Source organism: Uliginosibacterium sp. H1, assembly GCF_036017065.1.
GTDB lineage: Bacteria > Pseudomonadota > Gammaproteobacteria > Burkholderiales > Rhodocyclaceae > Uliginosibacterium.
Genome location: NZ_JAYXHR010000002.1, coordinates 568,584 through 591,322, shown reverse-complemented (window position 1 = coordinate 591,322; position 22,739 = coordinate 568,584). Strand labels below are relative to the sequence as shown.

At 67.4% G+C, this 22,739-nt stretch carries 23 protein-coding genes; 8 read left to right on the top strand and 15 right to left on the bottom strand.

Annotated elements, in window-relative coordinates; all coding sequences use genetic code 11:
* Positions 1-251: 251 nt before the first annotated feature.
* Both VVD47_RS12350 and VVD47_RS12345 read left to right on the top strand, forming a co-directional pair.
* The gene (locus VVD47_RS12350) at positions 252-2,384 is read left to right on the top strand and encodes a tetratricopeptide repeat protein (RefSeq protein ID WP_327603770.1); all 2,133 of its coding nucleotides are present in this window, start codon (positions 252-254) and stop codon (positions 2,382-2,384) included.
* Positions 2,385-2,686: 302 nt separating this feature from the next.
* Positions 2,687-4,858, top strand: a complete 2,172-nt coding sequence (locus tag VVD47_RS12345; protein WP_327603769.1) for a carboxypeptidase-like regulatory domain-containing protein — start codon at positions 2,687-2,689, stop codon at positions 4,856-4,858.
* A gap of 92 nt (positions 4,859-4,950) precedes the next feature.
* Here the strand turns inward: VVD47_RS12345 and xth are convergent, their stop codons facing one another.
* Positions 4,951-5,712 carry an exodeoxyribonuclease III gene (gene xth / locus VVD47_RS12340; RefSeq protein WP_327603768.1) on the bottom strand — a complete coding sequence of 254 codons (762 nt, stop codon included), beginning with the start codon at positions 5,710-5,712 and terminating at the stop codon, positions 4,951-4,953.
* A gap of 149 nt (positions 5,713-5,861) precedes the next feature.
* Here xth and VVD47_RS12335 point away from each other — a divergent pair, with 149 nt between their 5' ends.
* Positions 5,862-8,105: a hypothetical protein gene (locus VVD47_RS12335; RefSeq protein WP_327603767.1), complete on the top strand. Its 2,244-nt coding sequence runs from the start codon at positions 5,862-5,864 to the stop codon at positions 8,103-8,105.
* 93 nt (positions 8,106-8,198) lie between these two features.
* Positions 8,199-9,176, top strand: coding sequence for a Gfo/Idh/MocA family protein (locus tag VVD47_RS12330; protein ID WP_327603766.1), 978 nt, complete (start codon positions 8,199-8,201; stop codon positions 9,174-9,176).
* A 120-nt stretch (positions 9,177-9,296) separates the two neighbouring features.
* On the opposite strand, the gene VVD47_RS12325 is transcribed toward VVD47_RS12330, so the two are convergent.
* The 4 genes from VVD47_RS12325 to VVD47_RS12310 form a co-directional block, all read right to left on the bottom strand.
* Entirely contained in the window at positions 9,297-9,680 is a 384-nt protein-coding gene (locus VVD47_RS12325) for a hypothetical protein (RefSeq protein WP_327603765.1), read from the bottom strand.
* 160 nt (positions 9,681-9,840) lie between these two features.
* The gene (locus tag VVD47_RS12320) at positions 9,841-10,452 is read right to left on the bottom strand and encodes a PEP-CTERM sorting domain-containing protein (protein WP_327603764.1); all 612 of its coding nucleotides are present in this window, start codon (positions 10,450-10,452) and stop codon (positions 9,841-9,843) included.
* 188 nt (positions 10,453-10,640) lie between these two features.
* Positions 10,641-11,012, bottom strand: a complete 372-nt coding sequence (locus VVD47_RS12315; protein ID WP_327603763.1) for a DUF805 domain-containing protein — start codon at positions 11,010-11,012, stop codon at positions 10,641-10,643.
* 89 nt (positions 11,013-11,101) lie between these two features.
* On the bottom strand, positions 11,102-11,869 hold the full coding sequence (locus VVD47_RS12310) for a sulfurtransferase (protein ID WP_327603762.1): 768 nt from the start codon (positions 11,867-11,869) through the stop codon (positions 11,102-11,104).
* Positions 11,870-12,046: 177 nt separating this feature from the next.
* On the opposite strand from VVD47_RS12310, the gene mscL reads away from it, so the two are divergent.
* Positions 12,047-12,466: a large conductance mechanosensitive channel protein MscL gene (mscL, locus tag VVD47_RS12305; RefSeq protein ID WP_327603761.1), complete on the top strand. Its 420-nt coding sequence runs from the start codon at positions 12,047-12,049 to the stop codon at positions 12,464-12,466.
* 69 nt (positions 12,467-12,535) lie between these two features.
* Here mscL and VVD47_RS12300 read toward each other — a convergent pair whose 3' ends face one another.
* The 10 genes from VVD47_RS12300 to gatC all read right to left on the bottom strand — a co-directional run bounded on the left by VVD47_RS12300 (position 12,536) and on the right by gatC (position 19,839).
* Positions 12,536-13,243: a response regulator transcription factor gene (locus VVD47_RS12300; RefSeq protein WP_327603760.1), complete on the bottom strand. Its 708-nt coding sequence runs from the start codon at positions 13,241-13,243 to the stop codon at positions 12,536-12,538.
* A gap of 110 nt (positions 13,244-13,353) precedes the next feature.
* Positions 13,354-13,998, bottom strand: a complete 645-nt coding sequence (locus VVD47_RS12295; protein WP_327603759.1) for an MBL fold metallo-hydrolase — start codon at positions 13,996-13,998, stop codon at positions 13,354-13,356.
* 23 nt (positions 13,999-14,021) lie between these two features.
* Positions 14,022-15,008: an NAD(P)/FAD-dependent oxidoreductase gene (locus VVD47_RS12290; protein WP_327603758.1), complete on the bottom strand. Its 987-nt coding sequence runs from the start codon at positions 15,006-15,008 to the stop codon at positions 14,022-14,024.
* Positions 15,009-15,338: a DUF1840 domain-containing protein gene (locus tag VVD47_RS12285; protein WP_327603757.1), complete on the bottom strand. Its 330-nt coding sequence runs from the start codon at positions 15,336-15,338 to the stop codon at positions 15,009-15,011.
* A 62-nt stretch (positions 15,339-15,400) separates the two neighbouring features.
* A complete protein-coding gene (locus VVD47_RS12280; protein WP_327603756.1) occupies positions 15,401-15,991 on the bottom strand; it encodes a hypothetical protein in 591 nt (196 codons plus the stop codon).
* Between the two features lie 6 nt (positions 15,992-15,997).
* Positions 15,998-16,618, bottom strand: a complete 621-nt coding sequence (locus VVD47_RS12275) for a LysE family transporter (protein WP_327603755.1) — start codon at positions 16,616-16,618, stop codon at positions 15,998-16,000.
* Positions 16,619-16,653: 35 nt separating this feature from the next.
* Positions 16,654-17,409 (bottom strand): hypothetical protein, encoded by a 756-nt coding sequence (locus VVD47_RS12270; protein WP_327603754.1) that lies wholly within the window; start codon positions 17,407-17,409, stop codon positions 16,654-16,656.
* A gap of 97 nt (positions 17,410-17,506) precedes the next feature.
* Positions 17,507-18,955: an Asp-tRNA(Asn)/Glu-tRNA(Gln) amidotransferase subunit GatA gene (gene gatA / locus VVD47_RS12265; protein ID WP_327603753.1), complete on the bottom strand. Its 1,449-nt coding sequence runs from the start codon at positions 18,953-18,955 to the stop codon at positions 17,507-17,509.
* Complete coding sequence (gene lpcA, locus VVD47_RS12260) at positions 18,952-19,548, bottom strand: D-sedoheptulose 7-phosphate isomerase (protein ID WP_327603752.1); 597 nt, start codon at positions 19,546-19,548, stop codon at positions 18,952-18,954. The genes gatA and lpcA overlap by 4 nt, the downstream gene beginning before the upstream one ends.
* A gap of 3 nt (positions 19,549-19,551) precedes the next feature.
* Positions 19,552-19,839 carry an Asp-tRNA(Asn)/Glu-tRNA(Gln) amidotransferase subunit GatC gene (gene gatC / locus VVD47_RS12255; RefSeq protein ID WP_327603751.1) on the bottom strand — a complete coding sequence of 96 codons (288 nt, stop codon included), beginning with the start codon at positions 19,837-19,839 and terminating at the stop codon, positions 19,552-19,554.
* Positions 19,840-20,068: 229 nt separating this feature from the next.
* Between gatC and VVD47_RS12250 the strand changes: the two genes are divergently transcribed.
* The 3 genes from VVD47_RS12250 to mreD all read left to right on the top strand — a co-directional run bounded on the left by VVD47_RS12250 (position 20,069) and on the right by mreD (position 22,714).
* Positions 20,069-21,112 (top strand): rod shape-determining protein, encoded by a 1,044-nt coding sequence (locus tag VVD47_RS12250; protein WP_327603750.1) that lies wholly within the window; start codon positions 20,069-20,071, stop codon positions 21,110-21,112.
* A 151-nt stretch (positions 21,113-21,263) separates the two neighbouring features.
* Positions 21,264-22,199, top strand: coding sequence for a rod shape-determining protein MreC (gene mreC / locus VVD47_RS12245; protein WP_327603749.1), 936 nt, complete (start codon positions 21,264-21,266; stop codon positions 22,197-22,199).
* Positions 22,196-22,714 carry a rod shape-determining protein MreD gene (mreD, locus tag VVD47_RS12240; protein WP_327603748.1) on the top strand — a complete coding sequence of 173 codons (519 nt, stop codon included), beginning with the start codon at positions 22,196-22,198 and terminating at the stop codon, positions 22,712-22,714. The genes mreC and mreD overlap by 4 nt, the downstream gene beginning before the upstream one ends.
* Positions 22,715-22,739: the final 25 nt, after the last annotated feature.

Below are 22,739 nucleotides of genomic sequence, written 5' to 3'. Positions count from 1 at the left end.
GGGCTTGCGCCCTTCTGTACGGGCAATGTAGGCCGCGCAGTCGCCACCGGTGAAGCTCGCGTGGGCGCGCGGTATTCCGCAGCGCAGCGGCCAGAACGTCACAACGTTCGATGGTTGGCGCAAGCTGATTCTGAGGTGTCCGCCAGACGCGGGCTCTCGCCGCACGAATGCGATTGTGCCGCGATAAATATCGGCCCCAGAATTCCCCTTCAGCCGCGACTCCCGCTCGCGGCCAACAATGACGAGGACAAATGGACGCTTTCTCCGTACTGGTGTTCGTGGGGGCGCTGGTCGCGTGGTGGCTGTGGGTGCGCCGTGGAGTACAGGCACCGGATGATGATGAGGTGGCGACGGGCGCGGACGGCATGGAGCAGGTGCTCGTCGAGATCCAGGCGCTGCAGGGGCGTGTGGCCAGCGCCATCAAGCGCGAAGACTATGCGGAGGCCATCCTCGTCAGCGAACGCATGCTGGAATTGACGGACGAGCACCTTGCCGCGGACAGCGAGTTGCTGCTGCCACTGTTGAGCGCGCTGTCCAACTTCCATCGCATCACCGGCCAGCCGTTGAAGGCCATGCCGTACCTGAAGCGCAGCATTCCACTGCGCGACAAGTTTCCCGCCCTGCATGCCGACCAGATCGAGGCGCTTGGCGAGCTGGCGGCGCTGCACCTGCAGCGTGGTGAGTCGCGCGAGGCCCTGCCCCTGATCCGCCGTGAAGTGGAGCTGCGCCGCCGCCACAACCCGCCTGACGAAGCGCTGCTGCGCGCGCAGTGCAAGTTGCTGGCGCTGACGCTTGAAGAGCCGGCCATGGCCGAGCCCCTGCGGCAGGACATCACCGCGACGGCCAGGACGCTGCCGCAGGACGCCGTGGTGGAACTTGCCAACGAGGCCAATGCCGAGGTCGGCGACGCATTGCGTGAGGGTCGCGTACGCGACGCCTGGGCCGCGGCGGAGAACGCCGTGCTGCTGGTGACGGCAGCGCACGGGCCGGAGGATGACAACGCCTACGTCTGCCGCAGCAACCTTGCAGAGATGCTGCGTCGTAACCGCCGCTTCGCGGAAGCCGAGCGACAGCTCCTGCAGCTGATTGCGCAGGAGGAGCAGCGACTGGCTGACGGCAAGGGCAGCAGCGAAGGCCTGCGCATCGCCTGCAACAACCTAGCCCTGCTGTATGACGAATGCGGCCGGCCGGATGACGCCGCGAAGTGGCGCAACCGCCAGATGGCGATCCTGCAGTCCGGCGGAGCGAGTGTCGGCGCACGCTTCAACGCGCTCAACAACCTCGCGGTGAGCCAGTCCAACCGGGGTGACGACGAGACGGCCGCGCAGACCTATGCCGAGGCACTGGCGCTGTCGCCGCAAGGCGAGGGCGTTGATCCGCGCGTGTGGGCGGACACCCTGAACAACCATGGCGTCACGCTGGTGAACCTGAAGCGTTTGCTGGAAGCGGGCCGCATCTACCAGAAGGTGATCGAGGGCAGGAAGGCCGGCCTGGACATCCCCATGGCGGCGGTGGCCAGCGCCTTCAACGGGCTGGGGATGGTGTCCGACCATCTCGGCAAGCTGGCCCAGGCGCAGGACATGTTCGAACGCGCGCTGGCCCTCAAAGAGAAGCACCTGCCGGCGGACGACAAAACGCTGGAGACCGGCCGCCACAACCTGGGTTCGGTCTATGCGCGGCTTGGAGATACGGCGCGCGCCGCGCAGGTGGCGCGCTTGGTACTGGCCAGCCGCGAACAACGTCTGGGTGCTGATCATCCAGATACTCATGCAGCGCGCATGAACCTGGAGACCGTGCTGGCAAACAACATGGTGACCGCAGCCAACACACAGCTCGCAGTGCTGGCAACACGCGAGGAGGTGGACGCACTGATGGTGAAGACCACCGACGGTGTCCTGCGCCGCTACGCGACCTGGGACTTCGGCCGCGCCCGCGACGAGAGCGTGAGTATGGTGCTGGTGCCGGAAGCGCAGGCCCGCAACCTCCAGTACAAGCTGGCACGGGCGCTGCCAAGGGGCTGGCGCTGCTTCATCGGCTCCACCCGCTGGCTGGGCGAGGAGAAGCACGACGGCATGGCCGAGCTGGTCGCCATCCAGGCCGACTCACAGTTCGATTGCCTGCGCGTCGCGCGTACCGACGCGGTGAACCACGACCTCGACACCGAGGACATCATCCGCACGCTGCAGGACTACGATCGCCGCTTCGGCATTTATATCTACGGTGCGGAGACCGACTCCGTCGGCTTCGCATTGCGGCGCCTGCCCGAAGATCTGGATGCCTTTGCGCAGGAGCTGCTGGATTTCTGCATGGATCTGGAAACCGTGGGGCTGATCAAGGAAATGATCACCAGCTCGGGCAATTGCGTGGAGCTGTGGTGGGACTAAGCGGCACATGTATGCGCGGCTGCAAACAAGGTTTCAGCGAACATTGATTCGCCAGCGCTGAACCGGGGAGCCCCGGTGTTGCAGCGCGTTCTGCGTGTTTCTGCCTGCCCGAGTGGGCATGACGACCGGAATAATTCACCGATCTTGCGATTCCGCGCCCCCGGAAGTTTCACCTTCATTTACATTCCCGCGCGCGTCAATCATCGGTATAGAAGGCTGGCGCGAAATCAGTCGGGCCAAGCAGCTTTGCCCGAACAAAAACAGCGGTGCCGACAGGCACCCCGCGCAGGGAGATGAAAACAATGAACGTGCAACACAAGCTGAGCGTCATGGCTCTGGCTGTATCGGTCGTCGCACTGCAAGCTTGCGGTGGTGGGGGCGGCGGTAGCGGAACGGCAGCCCCTTCCGGCGGTACCGGCTCTTCCACTTCGTCCAGTAGTGGAGGCGTGACCGCCGCCACCGTCTCCGGCGTGGCCGCCTTCGGTGCGCCGATGGCAGGCGCCACCATCACGCTGATGGATGCAAATGGCACGAAGAAAAGCACCGTGGCCGCCGCCAATGGAAGCTACTCCATCGACGTCAATGGCCTGACGGCGCCCTTCCTGCTGACTGCCAGCGGCGTGTCCGGCGACACCGTCAAGACCTACAACGCCCTGCTCGCCACGGCGCCTGCAGCGGGTGTAGTGGCCAACGTGAACGTCACACCGCTGACCCACGCCATCGTTGCGCTGGCGTCCAGCAACGGTGCCTCGCCGACCGAGTTCGGTGACGCCGCGAAGCTGAAGGCCCTCAATACCGCCAGGCTGGGCAAGGCCGAGACCGCCATCAAGACCATCATCGCCACGGTGGCCACCAATCTTGGCCTGCCGGCCAACTTCAATCCGGTGAGCAGCAGCTTCCAGGCCACCCTGGGCCAGCCCGCCGACACGCTGCTGGAGACCGTGAAGGTCGCCGTCACCGATGTGGGCGTGACGCTGACCAATGCTCTTGCGCCGGTGGCGGATTCGGCGAATGCCGCGTCGGCGACCATCACGCTGAGCAACCCGGACACCGCTGTTACGGCGCTGCCTGCGGCGAGCGTCACGCCCAGCTTCAATACGCTGTTGTCGACGCTGCGCACGCAGCTCAACAACTGCCTGGCGCAGGCGCCGGCGGACCGTGTCACGCTGGATGGCAACAACAAGGTCACCGGCCTGAAGGGCGAGTGCACCACGGCCAAGCTGGCGGCTTTCGAATCGAACTACCTGTCGGGCGGCTTCGACCTGATCGGCCGCTGGGGCCCGCGCCTGCGCGACCTGCCCAAGGGCGCGACGATGGCGCAGGCCGAGATCATCGGCAGCTTTGCCGAGGCAAATGGCGACACCAGCGTCGTGCTGCGCCTGCCGTTCAACGTCGAGCAGGGCGGCACTTCGTACAACGAAGCCATCATTGCTGGCGCTGGCAGCGCATTCAAGTTGACTGGCAACCAGCGCAAGTACGATCTGAACATCACGACCCGCGTTTACCGCATCGTCGATGTCAGTACCAATGACCGCTACAGCACTGAAGGCAACACGATTGCACTCAAGAACATCGGTCGCCTGTCGCGTTGGGAAACGGCCATCAACTTCGCCATCTCCACCGAAAGTGCATCTGCAGAAAAGGTCTTTGCAGCCCGCGTGAAGGGCCCGGGGCTGCCCGCAGCCGGACTGGTGCTGGCCCGTACCAATACCTGCGGCACGGGCGGCAACCTGTACGCCTACAGCGCCGATGGCAGCCTGCCTGATCACACGGGCAAGACCGCGCCTTTCTTCGCCACCAGCTCCACTGGAGGCACCTGGCGGCTACACGTGGAGCCGCTGAACGCCGGTGAGTACAAGGGCAGCAACCTGCTGCGGGAAGTACGTGGCTGGACGACGACCATGGGTCCGCAACTCAGCAGCGGAATCGCAAACCCGACAAACTACGTCGAGACCGGCTACGACGTTGCCAGCATCCAGGAGTTCGCCAAGTACACCTGGGAGGTCTTCTCGATCGAGACCAACGGTGCGCTGACCACGGAGAGCTTCACCACCCGCCTGACCGACAAGCCGGTTGGCGTCGGCTTCGCCAAGGCCTTCGCCTGGGCGACGATCGACGCCGCCAGCCTGGACTACCTGAAGCCCAACACCGTCAAGGGTGGTGCGATCACGGATGCCACCATCAGCTGGACCAATCCGGTGGCAGGCCCGCTGATCAACCAGGTCTCGTTGAGCGGTAGCAGCGTTTCGCCCGCGGTACGCTTCAACATGGGCGAAGCCGTGCGTCCGGTCGGGGCTACAAGCATCACGCTGGTCCAGTCTGAAGAGAGGGATGGTCTGGGCAACGCCTGCTCCTCGAACACCGTTCCCGCGATGTCGACCACGCAGGGATCGCGCGGTCTGCAGATCGAGCAGCGCGGCGATCGCATGCGCATGATCCAGAACTGGTCGCACCAGGGTCGTCCGGTCTTCTGATCCGTCATCACGACTTGAAGGCCCCGCAGCAATGCGGGGCCTTTTTCGTTAACTCGTGCTCACGCGACCCTTGCTTGCTGCAACGATCTCGTTCAGACGTCCAGCTCGACAACCACCGGCGCATGATCCGACGGCCGCTCCAGCTTCCGCGGCGCCTTGTCCACCTCGCAGCTCTTCACCTTGTCGACCAGCGGCAGCGACACCAGCAGGTGGTCGATGCGCAGGCCGAAGTTGCGGCGGAAGGCCATCATCCGATAGTCCCACCAGGAGAAGCTCTTCTCGGGGTGGTCGAAGAGGCGGTAGGCATCCGTCATGCCGGCGGCGATCAGTGCGCGGAAGGCTTCGCGCTCCGGTGGAGAGACGTGGATCTCTTCCTTCCAGTCGGGGTGGGCGTCGCGGTCTTCCGGGGCGATGTTGTAGTCGCCGCCGAGCACCAGCTGCGGGTGTGCCGCGAGTTCGGCGTGCAGGTAGGCCGTCAGTGCGCGCAGCCAGTCCAGCTTGTAGGCGAACTTCTCCGAGCCCACCGCCTGGCCATTGGGAAAGTAGCCGCAGATGAAGCGCACGCCATTCACCGTGGCGGCGATGACGCGCTTCTGTTCGTCCTCGAAACCGGGGATGCCCATCGCCACGTCGCTGATGGCGTGACGCGACAGGATGGCCACGCCGTTGTAGGTCTTCTGCCCGCTGAACACCGCCTTGTAGCCGGCGGCCTCGATGTCAGCCAGCGGGAAGGCCTTGTCCTCGCATTTCAGCTCCTGCAGGCCGACGACGTCTACCTGCGTGGTGGCGAGCCAGTCCAGCAGATGCGGCAGACGGACCTTCAATGAGTTGACGTTCCAGGTGGCGATCTTCATGGCGGGCTGGCAAAGTGGGGTGCGTCAGTTTAGCGGAGCGGCAAGGCATGAAGTGGCGGCGGGGAGGCGTGTGGCGAGGCGCGGGTGTGGCAGCAGTGTGGCTGGCGAGTCTCCTGGCATGTGCGTACGTTCAGGCCCAGACGGTGCCCGTGTGGCAACCGGACGCGGCCGAGCGAGCGGCCTTGCGCGAATCGGTGGATGCCCGCTGGCAGCGCTTCTTTCCAGCCGGTGAGCTGAGGCCGCGCACCACCAGCCGCGAGCTGGTGGCCCTGTTGCTGGATGCCGCCGCAGCGGGCGCCGACGAACCACGCCTGCGCAAGACGCTGGAGGCGCTGCGCAGCCTGCAGGACGCCGACCCGCAGAGCCGCACCCACGGCAACTTCCACTGGTACGCCGGCGATACCAAACTGGTGGACCGCAACGGCGTGGAGTTCACCCTCCGCCATGCCGGCCTGCTGTGGATGTTGTACCGCGACAGCCTGCCCACCAGCGTGCGCGAGCCGATGCAGGCCATGCTGCAACTGGCGGCCACCGGCATCACGCGCCACCCGGTGCAGGTCAGCTACACCAACATCTACCTGATGAAGGCCTGGAACCTGGTCGCACTGGGCGAATCCCTGCCCGACGCGAAGCTCGCGGCCGAAGGTCAGGACATGCTGCGCCGATGGCTGGCGTACACGGCGGCCAACGGCATCACCGAGTACCTCAGCCCGACGTACTACGGCGTGGATCTGGAGAACCTCGCGCTGATCGCCAACACCAGCGGGGACGCCACCACGCGCAAGCTGGCGCACCAGGGGCTGGTGGTCGTGTGGCAGGACGCGGCATTGCACTGGCATGCGTCTGCACGGCGGATGGGGGGCACGCACAGCCGCGACTACAACCGGCTGGCCGGCGTCGGCGACATCAATGCGCTGGCCCTGCAGGCCGGCTGGCCGTCGTCGCCCTGGGGGCGTCGCGAGATCGGCCCGTACGCGGCCCATGCCTTTGCCGCGCCCGACGCGGAGGCCAGCGCGCTGCTGCAGTCGCCGCTGCCCCGCCTCATGGTGTCGCGCTGGGGCGAGCGCGCCGAGCAGACCCACACCCACTGGCTGGGCCGCAGCCTGTCGATCGCGTCCAGCGATGCGGCCTACGGCACGACCGACACCGCATCGCTGGCGGTGAGCCTGGCTGGCGCGGACGACGACACGCCGCCGCCGGTCATCACCTGGTTCATGGATGGCCGCCGCGACTACTACGCCAACCAGCGCATCATCGAGGCCGGCTCCGGCCACCCGAAGGCACTGCACCTGAAACCCTTCGTCGCCAGCGTGCAGCGCGAGCGCGAAGTGCTGGTCGCCATGAGCGGCACGCAGGACAAGACCGACAACGTGGCGCTGGAGTCGGTGCTGACCCTGCCGGCAGACGCCGAATACTGGCTGGATGACCGCAAGCTGGACCTCTTCACACACCGCAGCGCCTGGTTGCCACAACCGGCGCCGGACGGGCGCGGCACGCACATGGACATCCGCGAACAGGACGGCCGCGCCACCGTGATGCTGCAGGACGACGATTCCGCGCAGGGCCTCGGCCTGGCTCGCGTGCTGCCGGCGAAAGCGGGTGACACCCTGCGCATCGCGGCCACACTGGGTGGCGGGCCGGTGTCGCTGTACCTGAACTTCCTCGACACCGCGGGACGCGTCATCGAGCGCGAGCGCATGCAGGGCGTTCCGGCCAGCGAGGCGGTACGCACGGTGCAGTTCACCCAGCAGGCCCCGGCGGGTACGCACAGCGTGCGGGCCTGGTTGTATTCGCCGATCGCGGCGCGCGGCCGCGTGACCCTAAGCGAGCTGCGCGTCGACCGCCTCGCTGCCGATGGGCAGCCGGCGCAGCAACTGGCGGGCTTCGATTTCCGCGCCCATCGCGCCCAGCACATCGGCATCCGGCCAGATGCCACCCTGGTGTTGCGCCTGCAGGACGCGGCCGTGGCCCTGCGGCCGCTCGGCGCGTGGCGTGGGGACGGCAAGGCCGTGCCCTTCAGCCTCCACAACGATGGCCTGTCCGTGCAGGCCCTGCGCCTGACCGCCACCCATGCCGAAGGCGCCACCAGCGACCGTGGCACCACGTTGCTGTGGGCCTGGGGCGCCGAAGGCATGCGCGACGACGCGGCATTCGCCCGCTTCCGCGCGGCGGTACGGGCACGCCGGGCCGACGTCGCCTTCGATGGCCGCCTGCTGCAGGGCCGGGTGGGCGAGATGGATAGCAAGGGGGGCGAGGGCGCGCCGCTGGTCCTGCGGGTCGACGTGCAGCGCGGCGAGCGCCTGCTGCGCGAAGGCATGTCGCCCCTGCCTGCCGGCAGCCCGCGCAGCGTCAATGGCGTAGCGCTGCCACTCCCTGCCGGGGACGGGCGCTGAGCGGTCGTTTGACGCGCTGCATTGGAAAACCCGCCGATTTGTCAGACAATCCGGTTTTGGCAGGCTGCCATACCAGTGCGACAGGATTCAGGCATGCGGACGATTCGTTGGGGAATCATCGGTTGCGGCGAGGTGACCGAGGTCAAGAGCGGCCCCGGCTTCTACAAGGCGCCCCATTCGGCGCTGGTGGCGGTGATGCGGCGGGATGCCGCCAAGGCTGCCGATTTCGCGCGTCGTCATGGCGTGGCGCGATCCTATGGCGATGCGCAGCAGCTCATCGACGACCCGGAGGTGGACGCGGTGTATATCGCCACGCCGACTTCCTCGCACCTGGACTACGTGCTGCGCGTGGCCGCGGCAGGCAAGCCGGTGTACGTCGAGAAGCCGATGGGCATGGACCATGCGGAATGCCAGCGCATGATCGCTGCCTGCCGCACCGCCGGCGTGCCGTTGTTCGTGTCGCTGTATCGCCGCGCCCTGCCACGCTTCCTGAAGGTGCGCGAGCTGCTGGAAACCGGCGCCATCGGCACGCCGCGTGCGGTCAGCATCAGCGTCCTGCGGCCACCGTCGGAGGCCGACAGGTCGGGCGCCGACAACTGGCGCATCGACCCGGCCATCAACGGCGGAGGGTATTTCTTCGACATCGCCCCGCACCAGGTGGACCTGGTGGACTTCCTGCTCGGCCCGGTGAGCAGTGCCTGGGGCCGTGCCGGCAACCAGCAGGGGCTGTACAAGGCGGAGGACATCGTCAGCGGCGGCTGGGTGCATGCCAATGGCGTGCAGGGCACCGGCCTGTGGAGCTTCGGCGCCGATTGCTCGCGCGACGAGATCGAGATCGTCGGCAGTACCGGCCGCCTGCGTTTCGCCTGTTTCGACAACGCGCCGGTGGAGCTGTGGCGCGATGGCGAACTGGTGGAAAGCTTCCAGATCGACCACCCGCCCCACGTGCATCAACCGTTGATCCAGACCATCAACGCGGCCCTTAACGATATCGGTACCTGCCCCAGCACCGGCGAGAGCGGCGCGCGCGCCGCCTGGCTGATGGACAAGCTGGTGGGGCGGGAAGTCTAGGCACTCTCGCGCAGGGCATGTGGTTAAAAAACGAAGGGCCACGAAGAAACCTCGGCGGTTTACTCGTGGCCCTTCGTGCTCCCCGGCGTCGGTGACGCCGGGGAGACAAAGAAAGACGCCTCAGCTCTTCACGAACAGCGTGACCAGCTTCTGGCTGCCGAGCTGGCGGCTCCAGTGGCCATGCACCGTCGGGTCGAAGGTGGCGCCTTCCGGCAGCGTGTCGGCGGAGTAGAAATGCTCGCCCGCCATGAACACGCGCGAAGTGCCATCCAGCAGGCCGACTTCCATCGCGCCGCTGAGCACGAACAGCCATTGCGGCGCGCCGGTGCAATGCACCTGGCTGCGGAAGCCCACCGGGCTCTCGCGGAACTGCACGCCGGTGGCGCCGGTGATCTGCGACAGGCGGGCGTTCGGGTTCCCTTCCGTCAGTGCGATCTGCTCCTCGCGAAACTTGGCGCGGCCGTCGGTATCGGTATAGAGGATGACTTGGGTGAAGGTGCTCATCACTGCTCCGGGAAGGGGTTCATAAGGAGAGCGAAGGGTACCGCAGCCACCCACGGCGTGCCGGGCGGCGGCAAAGAAAACGGGCCGCAGTTGCGGCCCGTTAACTCTGGCTGCGACAGGCCTGAAAGGCGGCCTGTCCCGTGACCTGCCTTACCGTGCTTTACGCCTCGCTGGCCTTGCGACGACGCGCCAGGCCGATGCCCAGCGCGCCCAGTCCCAGCAGCGCCAGGCTGGTCGGTTCCGGCACCGTCGCAGCTTCGCCATACACCGCCAGCCTGGCGTCATACAGGCGGAAGGCGTCGGCGCCCGAGGTCCATTCTGAGAACCACAGGTCGAAGCGCTCGGCCGCCATCATGCTGGCGAACGTATCGGTGTTGGCACTGGTGAACGTGAAGGTCTGGCCCATGGTGGTGTTGGCCCAGGCCATCAGCTGGTGCGAATCCGAGTTGCCCGGGCGCACCGACCAGCTCTCGGCCAGCGCCGAGAAGATGCCGGCGTCGGTGAAGGTCTGCGAGAAGCTCAGCGTCAGTACGAAGGACGAGATCGACGCGTAGTTCAGCGCGCTGAAGTCGAAGCTGTCGTTGAAGCGCGCGCTGGACTGATCACTGACGGTGACGTAGCCGCTGGCCAGCGCATCGTTGCCGCCCGGGTTGAGGCGGCCGCTGGCCGAGCCATAGGCGTGGGTGTATTGGCCCAGCAGCACGGGGGTGGCGCTGGCGGCACTGCAGCTTGCGGCCAGGGCCACGGCGGCGATCAGTTTCTTTGCTTGCATGAGATGACTTTCCGGACTGCTTGGGATGTAGCGATCTTATGCGGTCAGCAAGACACCAGAATCTCCGTAATCGACACAAACGCGACTTTGTTGGCAGTGCAGCACGCGCGGCGATCGATACGGGCAAACATGCTTGATGCAAAGAAAACGGGCCGCCGAAGCGACCCGTCGCATCAACGCGGAGGGGTTCAGGCGATCGCCTCCACCCCCTTGGGGTTCGGGCCGAAACGGTTGCTTCCCGGCGTGCTGTCGAGCACGAAGAAAACGAGCAGCGCGATGGCGCCGACGATGGGAACCAGGCAAAGCAGCAGCCACCAGCCACTGTGGTTGCTGTCATGCAGGCGGCGGGCGCCGACCCCCAGGCTGGGCAGCAGGACTGCCAGGTTGTAGATCCCGCCCAGGATGCCTATGTCTCCCACTTTCAGGCCCAGCATGCCGTCGATGATCGACAGCACGATGATGGCGATGAAGTTGAACAGCGTGAACATCCACAGTTCCTTGCGTCGCGCCCGACCCTCGAACACGAAGTACTTCTTCAGCACGCCCAGATACCAATCCATCTGTTTCTCCCTGTTGGTGAGTTGCATGACGGTACCGCCGGAGACTGACCGACCCCCGCCCGCATCATGACAGTGGAAAACCGGGGCGCCTAGCGGCGCGGCTGCGTGGTCGGCGCGAGCCCTGGGTCCAGGGCTTCGCGCTCGTCGAACACGAAGCACTCGCCGCGATAGTGGCTGCCGCCGACTTCCTCGAAGTACTTGAGGATGCCGCCGTCCAATTGCAGCACGTTCGGAATGCCCGCCTCCTGCATCACCAGCACCGCCTTCTCGCAGCGGATGCCGCCGGTGCAGTAGGTCACCACGGTCTTGCCGGCGAGTTCGTCGGCATGGGCGCTGGCGGCGGCCGGGAAGTCGCTGAACTTCTCGATGCGCCAGTCCAGGCAGTTCTCGAAGGCGCCGTAGTCGACCTCGAAGGCGTTGCGGGTGTCGACCATCAGCACCTCGCGGCCGGCGTCGTCGTGGCCCTGGTCGAGCCAGCGCTTCAGCGTCGGCGCGTCCACCGCCGGCGCGCGGCCGCTCTCGGGGGCGATGGCCGGGTGGTTCATGGTGATGATCTCGCGCTTCTTCTTCACCAGCATCTTGCGGAAGGGCTGGTGGCCGGACAGCGACTCCTTCGGTGCAAGGTCGGCGAAGCGGGCGTCGGCATGCAGCCAGGCGACGATCCCGTCGATGGCCTCGCGGCTGCCGGCGAGAAACAGGTTGATGCCTTCCGGTGCCAGCAGCACCGTGCCCTTCAGCGTCAGCCGCTGGCATTCGGCGAGCAGGCGCTCGCGCAGGGTGTCGATGTCCGCCAGGGCGACGAACTTGTAGGCGGAGATGTTGACGATGGCGATGGCGGCGGAGCTGGGGCTGTTCATGCAGGTAAAACCGGGTGCGGGAAATCAGGGCAGGACGTATAGCGAAGCAGGCGCGGCTCGGCAAGTGGGGCGACGGTCTTGCAGGTGGATTGCCCTCGGCGCGGAATGTGCGCCAAACTTGCGCGCAAGCGGCTGCGCCGCAAGGTTTCCCGAAGTCACTTTACTGGAGGTCACAGCATGAGTTTCATGTCGGAGTTCAAACAGTTTGCCCTGAAGGGGAACGTCGTCGATCTGGCCGTTGGCGTGATCATCGGTGCCGCTTTCGGCAAGATCGTGGACTCGCTGGTGAAGGACATAATCATGCCTGTGGTCGGCCTGATCGTCGGCGACATCGACTTCTCCAATCTCTTCATCGTCCTTGGCACGGTGCCGGAAGGGACGGCGCGCACCCTGGACGCGCTGCGCACCGCCGGCGTGCCGGTGCTGGCCTACGGAAGCTTCATCACCATCGCCATCAACTTCATCATCCTGGCGTTCATCATTTTCCTGATGATCAAGCAGATCAACCGCCTGAAGCACGAAGCGCCGCCGACCCCGGCCGCGACGCCCGAGGACATCGTCCTGCTGCGCGAGATCCGCGACTCGCTGAAGAAGTAAGCCGGCAGCCCGCCGGGGACGTAAAAAAGGCCACGCAACGCGTGGCCTTTTTTTGCCGGGCGTACCCGCTCACTCGGCGACGTCGGCCTCGCCCGGCTCGGCCCGCTCCAGGCGGTAGCCGTAGTTGTAGGCGGGCGCCAGGCGGAAGCCGTTCTCGGGGCGCAGGCGCAACTTGCTGCGCACGCGCGACACATGGGTGTCGACGGTTCGCGTGGCGAGGTCCGGGTTGCGGCCCCACACGGCTTCCAGCAGGTGGCCGCGCGACAGCAGGCGGCCGAGGTTGCGGAACAGGAAGGCGGCGACCTCGAATTCCTTGTCGGTGAGCTCCACCGCCTCCTCGCCGATGGTGACGCGCTTGCGCACCAGGTCGATGTGGTAAGGCGGCACCTCGAACACATCCTCCTCGTTGCGCGGCCGGTAGCGGCGCATCACGGCGTCGATGCGCGACATCATGACCCGCTTGGAGACGGGCTTGGTGATGTAGTCGTCCGCGCCGATGGCCAGGCCACCGACGATGGAGTCCTCGTCGTCCAGCGCGGTGACGAAGATGGCCGGCGTGGTGTCGCGGCGCTCTTCGCGCAACCAGCGCAGGAAATCCTCGCCGGACATCTCGGGCAGCATCCAGTCGAGGATGTAGAGGTCGACGCTTTCGCGCGAGGCGAAGCGCTGCAGCTCGCGGGTGATGCTGAAGGCATGGACGTCGTGACCGCCTTCCTTCAACCAGGCGCTGACCAGCGCCAGCTGGGTGGCATCGTCTTCCAGGACGGCGATTCGCAAAATTTTTCTCCCTGGCTACGGTGGATTCATTCTAGCGCCGGCAGGCAGGTCGTGGCGCGGGTGGAAAATGCGGATCGGCAGATTTTGTGTGCCGGCCGGTGTCCGGCGGCTCAGGCGCCGTCGGCGACGTAGGGGTTGTGGGCACGTTCCTCGCCGAAACTGGACATCGGGCCGTGGCCGGGTATGAATTCGACATCATCCCCCAAAGGCCACAGTTTGCCGCGGATCGAGCGGATCAGGTCGGCATGGTTGCCCCGCGGGAAGTCCGTACGGCCGATGGAGCCGGCGAACAGCACGTCGCCGACGATGGCCAGCCGGCCGGCGCGGTCCACGAAGACGATGTGGCCGGGCGTATGGCCGGGGGTGTGGAAGACGTCCAGCACCACCTTGCCGACCTGTATCTGCTCGCCCTCGTCCAGCCAGCGGTCGGGCAGGAAGGCCTCGGTATGCGGAAAGCCGAACATCTTGCTCTGTTGCGGCAGGCCATCCAGCCAGAACTGTTCGTCGCGGTGCGGGCCGATGATCTGCACGCCATGAGCCCTTGCCAGCGCCACGCTGCCGCCGACGTGGTCCAGGTGGCCGTGGGTCAGCAGTACCTGCGTCAGGCGCGCGCCGCTGTGGGCCAGGGCGGCCTCGATGCGGCCGAGATCGCCGCCCGGATCGACGACGGCCGCCTCCAGCGTCTCGTCGCACCACAGCAGGCTGCAGTTCTGCTGGAAAGGGGTCACCGGGACGATGCGGTATTGCAGGCTCATGTGCTTCAGGGGTCTTCGAGGAGTCAGGGCGTGGCGGGTGGCTGGCGCAGGTCCAGCTCGATGGTCTTGGCGGCCAGCGCGCCCTGGGCGATGGCGCTGACGACGCTGGGGAACAGCGGGTTGCAGACGTCGCCGGCGGCATACAGGCCGGCACAGCCGGTGCGGGCGGCGGCGTCGACGCCCAGGTAGCCCTCGGCGTCCAGGCCCAGCTGCGCGAAAAGCGCCGGCGGCAGGGCGTCGCGCAGGAAATCGGTGTTCGGGGCGTAGCCTGCCAGCACGTGCATGCGGTCGACCACCAGTTCGTGCGGCGCGGCGTCCAGCAGCACGCGCAGGCCACCGCCGGCCGGCTGCAGGGCGCGCAGGCGCACGGGGCTCAGCAGGTGGGCGCGCGGGTGGCCGACGACGGCTTCCATCATGGCGCGCTGGGCGCGGAAGCGGGAACGCGCCGCCACCCACACCTCGCAGCCCTGATCCAGCAGGAAACGGGCGTTTTCCAGCGCGTTGTCGCCGCCGCCCACCACCAGCACGCGCTGGCCACGCAGCCCATCGAGGCCAGCGAAGGCGGGGGGGCCATAGACGATGTACGGGGCCGCCGCGGCCAGCCCTTCGACGCCGGGCAGCGCATCCTGCGCACGTGGCCGGGTGCCGGTGGCGATCAGCACGGCGGCGGCATCGATGCTCTCCGCGTCGCCGGAATTCCGCAGGGCCAGCCGCCAGCCGTGTTCATGGCGACGGATCTCCGATGGCTGGCAGTGGAGGCGTGGCGCCAGGGCGAGGCCGGCGACATGGCCGGCGAAGCGCCCGGCGAGTTGGGGGCCGGTCAGGCCCACCTGGCCCAGTACCCAGTCGTTCGGCAGCAGGTTCTCGTTGAGCATGCCGCCCGCCTGCCCGGCGGCTTCCAGCAGCAGCGGACGCAGGCCGAGCTTGTGCAGCCACAAGGCGGCCGACAAGCCGGCCGGACCGGCACCGAGGATGACGATCTGCGGCGTCACCGTGCCTGCCGGGGCCACTCAGCTGGCACGCCAGGTGACCGGCTTGCCTTCGCGTTGGGCGTGGCCCAGCAGGTCCAGCAGGGGCACGGCGCGTTGCGCCAGCGAAACGGGCGCGGCCATGCCGCGCGGGCGCTCTTCACCCTCTTCGTCCTCGGGCTCCGGCCGCGCCTGGGCACGGTCGTTCGCGATGGCGGCCTGCAGCGCGGAGATGGCGGCCGGCAACTGCGCCTCGGTGACGATGCCCTGGCGGTCCTGCGGGTCCTTGCCGAGAACCTGCAGCAACTGCTGCGCGATCTCGCCGAACATGATGACGTCCGCACCGGCAGGGGACTGGAAGGTGATCAGCATGGAAAGCTCCTGGAGATGTTCCGAAAGATACCGCGTCTGGGGGCTGGCCGCTGCCGCCGCAGTCAGTCGCAACGGCCGCTGCGACGGTTCATCAGCACCGGCCACACGTACTGGAAGGCTTCGGCGTTGGTGCAGTGCGCGGCACAGCCGGTAAACGAGACCGTGGCCTGGTCGCCCTGTTCCCACATCCGCGCGGTACAGCCGGTGGAGGCATGGCGCAACTCCACCGACGGCAGGCGCCTGGTCTGGTGGTCGGGGTCGAAAACCATCTGGCAGCTGCCGCGCCCCGGCAGGTTGTACTCCACGTGCAGGCGGCGGACGGCGCCATCGCGTACTTCCACCCGGGCCTCGCCGTTGTAGCCGGTCTCGTTGCGGAAGCGGCAGTTCATGGACACTTCCAGCGGGCGGGTCGGCATGGGCTTGAGGTTGCGCGGATTGGTCCGCCGCGCCGCCGTGGCGCTGCCGGGGCGGGCCGTGGCAGCGGCCTTGGCGGCCGGCGGAAGCTGTTCCGGCTTCACCGCATCCATCTTCACGGCGTCCTGCAGCGCGGTGGAGGGGGGCGCGGGCGTGGTCGCCGGCTCTGTCAGCGGTGGTTCGGGGGTGGCGCAGGCTGCCAGTCCCAGCAGGAGGATGGCCGAGGCGATCTGGCGCATGGGCGCTCAGCTCCTGCGGAAGCCGGCCAGCGCGAGGCCGGCGGCCATGAAGAGTCCACCGAAGACGCGGTTGGCCATGCGTTGCTGGGCGGGCTCGCGCAGCAGGCGCAGCACCCGCGCAGCCAGCAGGGTATAGCCGCTCATCACCACCGCGTCGGTGAAGAACAGGGTGGCGGCGCAGGCGGCGTACTGCGGCCAGGCCGGCAGTGCCGGGTCGATGAATTGCGGCAGTACCGCCAGCATGAAGACGATGCCTTTCGGGTTGCTGGCATTGACCAGGAAGCCGCGCAGCACCAGCTGGCGGCGCCCGCCATCGGCCGTGGCGACGACCTGCAGGGCTTGCGGTGCGGCCCGCCACTGCTGGATGCCCAGCCAGACGAGGTAGGCCGCGCCCGCCCACTTGATGGCGTCGAAAAGCAGGGCGGAGGCCACCAGCACGGCGCCCAGGCCCAGGGCCACCACGCTCACCAGGAGCATCACCCCCAGTTGCAGGCCGAGGATGTTCCAGCAGGCGCGGCGGAAGCCGTGGCGTTGCCCGGCGGCCATGCAGGACAGGGCGCCCGGCCCGGGGCTCAGGCTGATGAGCCAGGCGGCGGCGAAGAAGGCGAGCCAGGTTTCAAGCGGCATGGATGGAAGAAGCTGTCGGGATCGGGTGAGGTGGTTCAGCGCGGAGCGCCCGGCAGGTCCGGGCGCAGCGCATTCATGATGTCCGGCGTGAGTGCGCCCCACACCTCGCAGGCCAGCACGCTGCCGGCGTGTTCGACCGGGGCTTCACGCACCGCAAAGACGCGACGCGGCGCCTTGGCGGTCGGCAGGCCGGTATCGCAGGGCTCGTCCACCGCCCGCCAGCGTCCGCCGGCGGGCCCGGCTTCCCAGGCATCGACGGTGCAGAACACGCGCTGGGGCGTGCGTGGATGCTTCTTTGCCAGGCGCAGGGCGAGGTCCGGTGCCTGGCGGGCCAGCCACAGCATGGTCTGCTCCGGCGGCGGATCGGCGTAGAAGCCCCAGGTCATGAAGCGGATGTCGTGGCGCTGGAAGTGGTCCCACTTCGACAGGTCGGCGTCGAAGAAGGAGACCAGCCACAGGCCGTTGATGCCCACCGGCTGCTCGAAGCGGGTCTCGCTGGTACTGATGGCATAGGGCGCCGGGGGCAGGCGGTTGACAACGAAGAACTGGGCGAGACCGTCACGCTTGAGGTAGTTGGTCTCGTTGCGCCAGCGCAGCGCATCGGCCAGCAGCGCCTTGAAGAAAGTACCGTCGCAGGCGGCCAGCGCCTCGACGAGATTGCCGTTCTGCGGATCGGCGGACTGGCTCTGGAGCTGGGCCTGGGCGGATGACGCCACGCCGAGGCCGGCCAGTACGGGGATCAGGAAACGGCGCAGCGAAGGACGCTGGAAGGGACGCAGGAACGGGCGCATCGCGGAACTCCGTCGCAGGACACCCTGGCATCCTCGCATGCCGCCCTGCGTGCTGCCAGCGCCGCCCGGACGACCGGGCGACGCCGGGGGCGGGGTATCAGGCCGGGCGGCGTGCGTGCCAGTCGGTCGCTTGCTGGAAGCGGTGGGCCACGTTGAGCAGGCGGCCCTCGGCGAAGTAGTTGCCGATGAGCTGCAGGCCGACTGGCAGGCCGTCGGCACCGAAGCCGCAGGGCGCGGACAGGGCCGGCAGGCCGGCGAGGTTCACCGCGATGGTGTAGATGTCGGACAGGTACATCCGCACCGGATCGTCCGCCAGTGCGCCGAGGGCAGGCGCGGTGGTCGGCGCCACCGGGCCGGCGATGACATCGCACTGCGTCAGCGCCTGCTTGAAGTCTTCCGCGATCAGGCGGCGCAATTGCTGCGCCTTGATGTAGTACGCATCGTAATAACCATGCGACAGCACGTAGGTGCCGACCAGGATGCGGCGCTTCACCTCGGCGCCGAAGCCTTCCGCGCGGCTCTTGCTGTACATCTCGGCGAGGTCCTTGTACGCCGCGGCGCGGTGGCCGTAGCGCACGCCGTCGAAACGGCTCAGGTTGGAGCTGGCCTCGGCCGGGGCGATCACGTAGTAGGCCGGGATCGCCAGGCGGGTGTTGGGCAGGCTGACTTCCACCGTGGTGGCGCCCAGCTTGCGCAACTCGGCGAGCGCGGCCTCGATGGTGGTGCGCACGTCGTCGGCCAGGCCCTCGCCGAAGTACTCCGTCGGCAGACCGATCCTGAGGCCGTCCAGGGGCTTGTCGAGTTCGGCAGCGGTGTTGCTGGCGGCGCGTTGCAGGCTGGTGGAGTCTCGTTCGTCGAAGCCGGTCATGGCATCCAGCAGCAGGGCGCAGTCTTCCGCCGTGCGGGCCATCGGGCCGCCCTGGTCCAGCGAGCTGGCGTAGGCGATCATGCCGTAGCGGGACACGGTGCCGTAGGTGGGCTTGATGCCGGTGATGCCACAGAAGCCCGCGGGCTGGCGGATCGAGCCACCGGTGTCGGTGCCGGTCGCCGCCGGCACCATGCCGGCCGCGATGGCCGCCGCCGAACCGCCGGACGAGCCGCCCGGCACATGGGCCAGGTTCCACGGGTTCTTTACCGCGCCGAAGTGTGAACTCTCGTTGGTCGAGCCCATCGCGAACTCGTCCAGGTTGGTCTTGCCCAGGCTCACCACGCCGGCCGCCTTCAGCCTGGCCACCACGGTGGCGTCGTAGGGGCTGGTGAAACTGGCGAGCATCTTCGAGCCGCAGGTGGTCAGCACGCCCTCGGTGCAGAAGATGTCCTTGTGCGCGATCGGCAGGCCGGTCAGCGGGCCGGCCTTGCCCGCGGCGATGGCGCGGTCGGCCGCGTCCGCGGCCGCCAGCGCGCCGTCGCGGTCGACGGTGATGAAGGCGTTGATCTGCGGGTTGGCGGCGTCGATCTTCGCCAGGTAATCGGTCGCCAGCTCGCGGGCGGAAACCTGCTTCGCGGCCAGCTGCTGCTGCAGCGACTTGAGGGTGTCGAGGCTCATTTGTCTTGCACGGGTTCTTGTACGTAGCCCAGGCCGATCTCGACGTGGTCGATCAGCGCGTGGATCAGCTTGATATGGATTTCCTGGATGCGGTCGGCATAGCCGAAGTGCGGCACCACGATCTCGGCGTCGCCCAGGCCGCGCATCTTGCCGCCATCCTTGCCGGTGAAGACGATGACCTGCATGCCGCGCTCCCGCGCGGCCTTGATGGCCGCCAGGATGTTGCCGGAGTTGCCGCTGGTGGAGATGGCGAACAGCACGTCGCCCGGCCGGCCCAGTGCCTCCACCTGGCGCGAGAAGATGAACTCGAAGCCGTAGTCGTTGCCCACGCAGGTGATGTGGGACGGGTCGGACACGCACAGGGCGGCCAGCGCCGGACGGTTGTCGCGGTAGCGGCCGGACAGCTCCTCGGCGAAGTGCATGGCGTCGCAGTGCGAGCCGCCGTTGCCGCAGGAAATCACCTTGCCGCCGGCCTTCAGGCAATCCACCAGCAACTGGCCGGCGCGCTCGGTCTGGGCCAGCAGGCTGTCGTCGGCGAGCACCTTTTCCAGCAGGGCGTGTGCCTCGCGCAGGTGTTGGGCGATGCGGGCCATGGCTTACTCGATCACCTTGGGGACGAGATAGAGGCCGGCTTCCGCTTCCGGCGCCACCGCCTGGAAGGCCTCGCGGCGGTCGGACTCGGTCACCGCGTCCTCGCGCAGACGCTGCACCACGTCCTGCGGATGGGACATGGGCGCGACGCCAGTGGTATTCACCGCCTGCATCTGGGCGATGAGGTCGAAGATGCCATGGAGCTTGGCCTGGGTGGCCTCGGCTTCACTGGAGCTGATCTCCAGTCGCGCAAGTCGCGCAATGCGCTGCACGTCGTCTAGGGACAGGGACATGGGTGGCTTCCAGGCAGACGGCGCCGGCCAGGTTGGACTGAAAACGGGCCAAAAACGGGACGGGGCTAAATATTCCGCTAGGCAATCCGCAAACACTAGGGAAAGGGCCGTCCCGACGGTTCAATTGCAGGGGGCAAATAGGGTACCATAGCCGACTATTTTTCCTCCAATCAACGAGTTACTACAGCAAGCGGCCGGCATCGCGGCCGCCGTTTGCAGGAATGTGTCCATGTTCGGTTTTCTGCGCTCCTACTTCTCCAACGACCTGGCCATCGACCTTGGCACCGCCAACACGCTGATCTACGTGCGCGGCAAGGGCATCGTGCTGGATGAGCCCTCGGTGGTGGCGATCCGCACCGAAGGCGGTCCCAACGCCAAGAAGACCATCCAGGCCGTCGGCCACTCCGCCAAGCAGATGCTCGGCAAGACGCCGGGCAACATCACCGCCATCCGCCCGATGAAGGACGGCGTGATCGCCGACTTCACCGTCACCGAGCAGATGCTCAAGCAGTTCATCAAGAAGGTGCACGACAGCCGGATGTTCTCGCCGAGCCCGCGCATCATCATCTGCGTGCCCTGTGGCTCGACCCAGGTGGAGCGCCGCGCGATCCGCGAATCCGCGCTGGGCGCCGGTGCCTCGCAGGTGTACCTGATCGAGGAACCGATGGCCGCCGCGATCGGCGCAGACCTGCCGGTGTCTGACGCCACCGGCTCGATGGTGGTGGACATCGGCGGCGGCACCACGGAAGTGGGCGTCATCTCGCTGGGTGGCATGGTGTACGCGGGCAGCGTGCGCGTCGGTGGCGACAAGTTCGACGAGTCCATCGTCAACTACATCCGCCGCAACTACGGCATGCTGATCGGCGAGACCACCGCCGAGACGATCAAGAAGGAAATCGGCTCCGCCTTCCCGGGCTCCGAGGTGAAGGAGATGGAAGTGAAGGGGCGCAACCTGGCCGAAGGCATTCCGCGCAGCTTCACGATCAGCAGCAACGAGATCCTCGAAGCGCTGACCGATCCGCTGAACTCCATCGTCTCCGCCGTGAAGATCGGCCTGGAGCAGACGCCGCCGGAACTGGGCGCCGACATTGCCGAGCGGGGCATGGTGCTGACCGGTGGCGGCGCGCTGCTGCGTGACCTGGACCGCCTGCTGATGGAAGAGACCGGCCTGCCGGTGATCGTCGCCGACGACCCGCTGACCTGCGTGGTGCGTGGTTCCGGCCTCGCGCTGGAGCGCATGGACAAGCTGGGTGCGATCTTCGCCAGCGAATGAGGCCCGCCGCGGCCGTCCCTTGCGGGGCGGCCTTGATTCATGCGGGTCTGCGCCTATGCTCATCTGATAACGGCAGCATCCGCCAGTGAACCGTTCGGCCTCCGCCCCGGCATTTGCCCCCAACACCTGACCGCCCCGTCCGCACCGCCCCATGCCCGTCCCAGGTCACCAGCCGCCGCCCTTCTTCAAGCGCGGCCTGCCGCTGTCGGCCAAGCTCACGATCTACCTCGCGCTGTCGCTGGCCCTGCTGGTCGCCGACCTGCGCCTGCGCTACCTGGACACCTTGCGCCAGGGCGTGGCGATCCTGACCTACCCGCTGCAGATTGCCGCCGCCACGCCGGCGGAATTCGTGCGCAACACCGGCAACTACTTCTCCGGCCTGGTCGGCCTGCAGCGTGAAAACGAACGACTGAGCGCCAACCAGCTCGTCGCGGCGCAGGAACTGCTGCGCCTGGAGCAGCTGAAGGCGGAGAACTCGCAGCTGCGTGGCCTGCTGGACATGCGCGCGCGCGTGAAGGTGAACAGCATCGCGGCGGAAATCCTGTTCACCGCGCGCGACCCGTTCTCGCACCGCGTGATCCTCGACAAGGGCACCAGCCAGGGCGTCGGGCCGGGGCTCGCGGTCGTCGACGCGGAAGGCGTCATCGGCCAGGTGACGCGCGTCTTCCCGCTGCATTCGGAAGTCACCCTGCTGTCCGACAAGGAGCAGGCGATCCCGGTGGTGGTCGCCCGCAGCGGCCTGCGCGCGGTGATGTTCGGCACCGGCACCGGCCTGATGGAGCTGCGCTTCCTCGCCGCCAATGCCGACGTGCAGCTCGGCGACCAGATCCTCACCTCCGGCCTGGACGGCGTCTTCGTGCCCGGCCTGCCGGTCGCCACCGTGGTTCGCGCCGACCGCGACAGCGGCGAATCCTTCGGCCGCATCATCTGCAAACCCATCGGCGGCGTGGCCAAGAGCGGCAGCGTGCTGGTGCTCGGCCGTGCCGAGCCTTTGCCGGAACGCCCGGCCGCCGAGAATGCGTCGCCTGAACGCAGTGCCGCCGGCCGCATCGGTCGCAAGCAGAGCGAGCCGGAGAGCCAACCATGATCAATCACCGTTCCAGCCGCATCCTGTTGCCGGTGCGCATGGGTTTCATCTGGATCAGCCTGGCCGTCGCGCTGGTGCTGCACTTCGTGCCGATCGGCCGCTTCTACGCGGTGCCGGATTTCGTGGCCCTGGTGCTGGCGTTCTGGTGCGTGCGCGAGCCGCGCCTGGTCGGCATGGGCACGGCCTTCCTGCTCGGCGTGGCGGTCGACGTGGCGCACGGCGCCGCCATGGGCCAGCACGCCCTGGCCTACGTCGCGCTGGCCTTCGCCTGCGCCAGCATGTCGCGCCGCCTGTTGTGGTTCTCGCCGGCCATCCAGGCGCTGCACATGGTGCCGCTGTTCCTGATGGTGCAACTCATCATGCTGGTCGTGCGTCTGATGGCGGGAGGGCGCTTCCCGGGCTGGGAATACTTCTTCGCCACGTTCACCACCGCTGCGCTGTGGTTGCCGGTGCACTACCTGCTGCTGCTGCCGCAGATGCGCCCGGTGGATCGCGACGAAAACCGGCCGATCTAGGAGGTGAGATGTGAAACGTGAAAGG

What these genes read in the sequence shown, in the direction of transcription:
- VVD47_RS12330 (WP_327603766.1), top strand. Translation starts at nt 8,199, where the DNA reads ATGCGGACGATTCGTTGGGGAATCATCGGTTGCGGCGAGGTGACCGAG.
- VVD47_RS12350 (WP_327603770.1), top strand. Translation starts at nt 252, where the DNA reads ATGGACGCTTTCTCCGTACTGGTGTTCGTGGGGGCGCTGGTCGCGTGG.
- mscL (WP_327603761.1), top strand. Translation starts at nt 12,047, where the DNA reads ATGAGTTTCATGTCGGAGTTCAAACAGTTTGCCCTGAAGGGGAACGTC.
- VVD47_RS12275 (WP_327603755.1), bottom strand. Translation starts at nt 16,618, where the DNA reads ATGCCGCTTGAAACCTGGCTCGCCTTCTTCGCCGCCGCCTGGCTCATC.
- VVD47_RS12320 (WP_327603764.1), bottom strand. Translation starts at nt 10,452, where the DNA reads ATGCAAGCAAAGAAACTGATCGCCGCCGTGGCCCTGGCCGCAAGCTGC.
- xth (WP_327603768.1), bottom strand. Translation starts at nt 5,712, where the DNA reads ATGAAGATCGCCACCTGGAACGTCAACTCATTGAAGGTCCGTCTGCCG.
- VVD47_RS12280 (WP_327603756.1), bottom strand. Translation starts at nt 15,991, where the DNA reads ATGCGCCAGATCGCCTCGGCCATCCTCCTGCTGGGACTGGCAGCCTGC.
- VVD47_RS12270 (WP_327603754.1), bottom strand. Translation starts at nt 17,409, where the DNA reads ATGCGCCCGTTCCTGCGTCCCTTCCAGCGTCCTTCGCTGCGCCGTTTC.
- VVD47_RS12285 (WP_327603757.1), bottom strand. Translation starts at nt 15,338, where the DNA reads ATGCTGATCACCTTCCAGTCCCCTGCCGGTGCGGACGTCATCATGTTC.
- VVD47_RS12295 (WP_327603759.1), bottom strand. Translation starts at nt 13,998, where the DNA reads ATGAGCCTGCAATACCGCATCGTCCCGGTGACCCCTTTCCAGCAGAAC.
- gatC (WP_327603751.1), bottom strand. Translation starts at nt 19,839, where the DNA reads ATGTCCCTGTCCCTAGACGACGTGCAGCGCATTGCGCGACTTGCGCGA.
- VVD47_RS12345 (WP_327603769.1), top strand. Translation starts at nt 2,687, where the DNA reads ATGAACGTGCAACACAAGCTGAGCGTCATGGCTCTGGCTGTATCGGTC.
- gatA (WP_327603753.1), bottom strand. Translation starts at nt 18,955, where the DNA reads ATGAGCCTCGACACCCTCAAGTCGCTGCAGCAGCAGCTGGCCGCGAAG.
- VVD47_RS12325 (WP_327603765.1), bottom strand. Translation starts at nt 9,680, where the DNA reads ATGAGCACCTTCACCCAAGTCATCCTCTATACCGATACCGACGGCCGC.
- VVD47_RS12250 (WP_327603750.1), top strand. Translation starts at nt 20,069, where the DNA reads ATGTTCGGTTTTCTGCGCTCCTACTTCTCCAACGACCTGGCCATCGAC.
- VVD47_RS12315 (WP_327603763.1), bottom strand. Translation starts at nt 11,012, where the DNA reads ATGGATTGGTATCTGGGCGTGCTGAAGAAGTACTTCGTGTTCGAGGGT.
- mreD (WP_327603748.1), top strand. Translation starts at nt 22,196, where the DNA reads ATGATCAATCACCGTTCCAGCCGCATCCTGTTGCCGGTGCGCATGGGT.
- mreC (WP_327603749.1), top strand. Translation starts at nt 21,264, where the DNA reads ATGCCCGTCCCAGGTCACCAGCCGCCGCCCTTCTTCAAGCGCGGCCTG.
- lpcA (WP_327603752.1), bottom strand. Translation starts at nt 19,548, where the DNA reads ATGGCCCGCATCGCCCAACACCTGCGCGAGGCACACGCCCTGCTGGAA.
- VVD47_RS12310 (WP_327603762.1), bottom strand. Translation starts at nt 11,869, where the DNA reads ATGAACAGCCCCAGCTCCGCCGCCATCGCCATCGTCAACATCTCCGCC.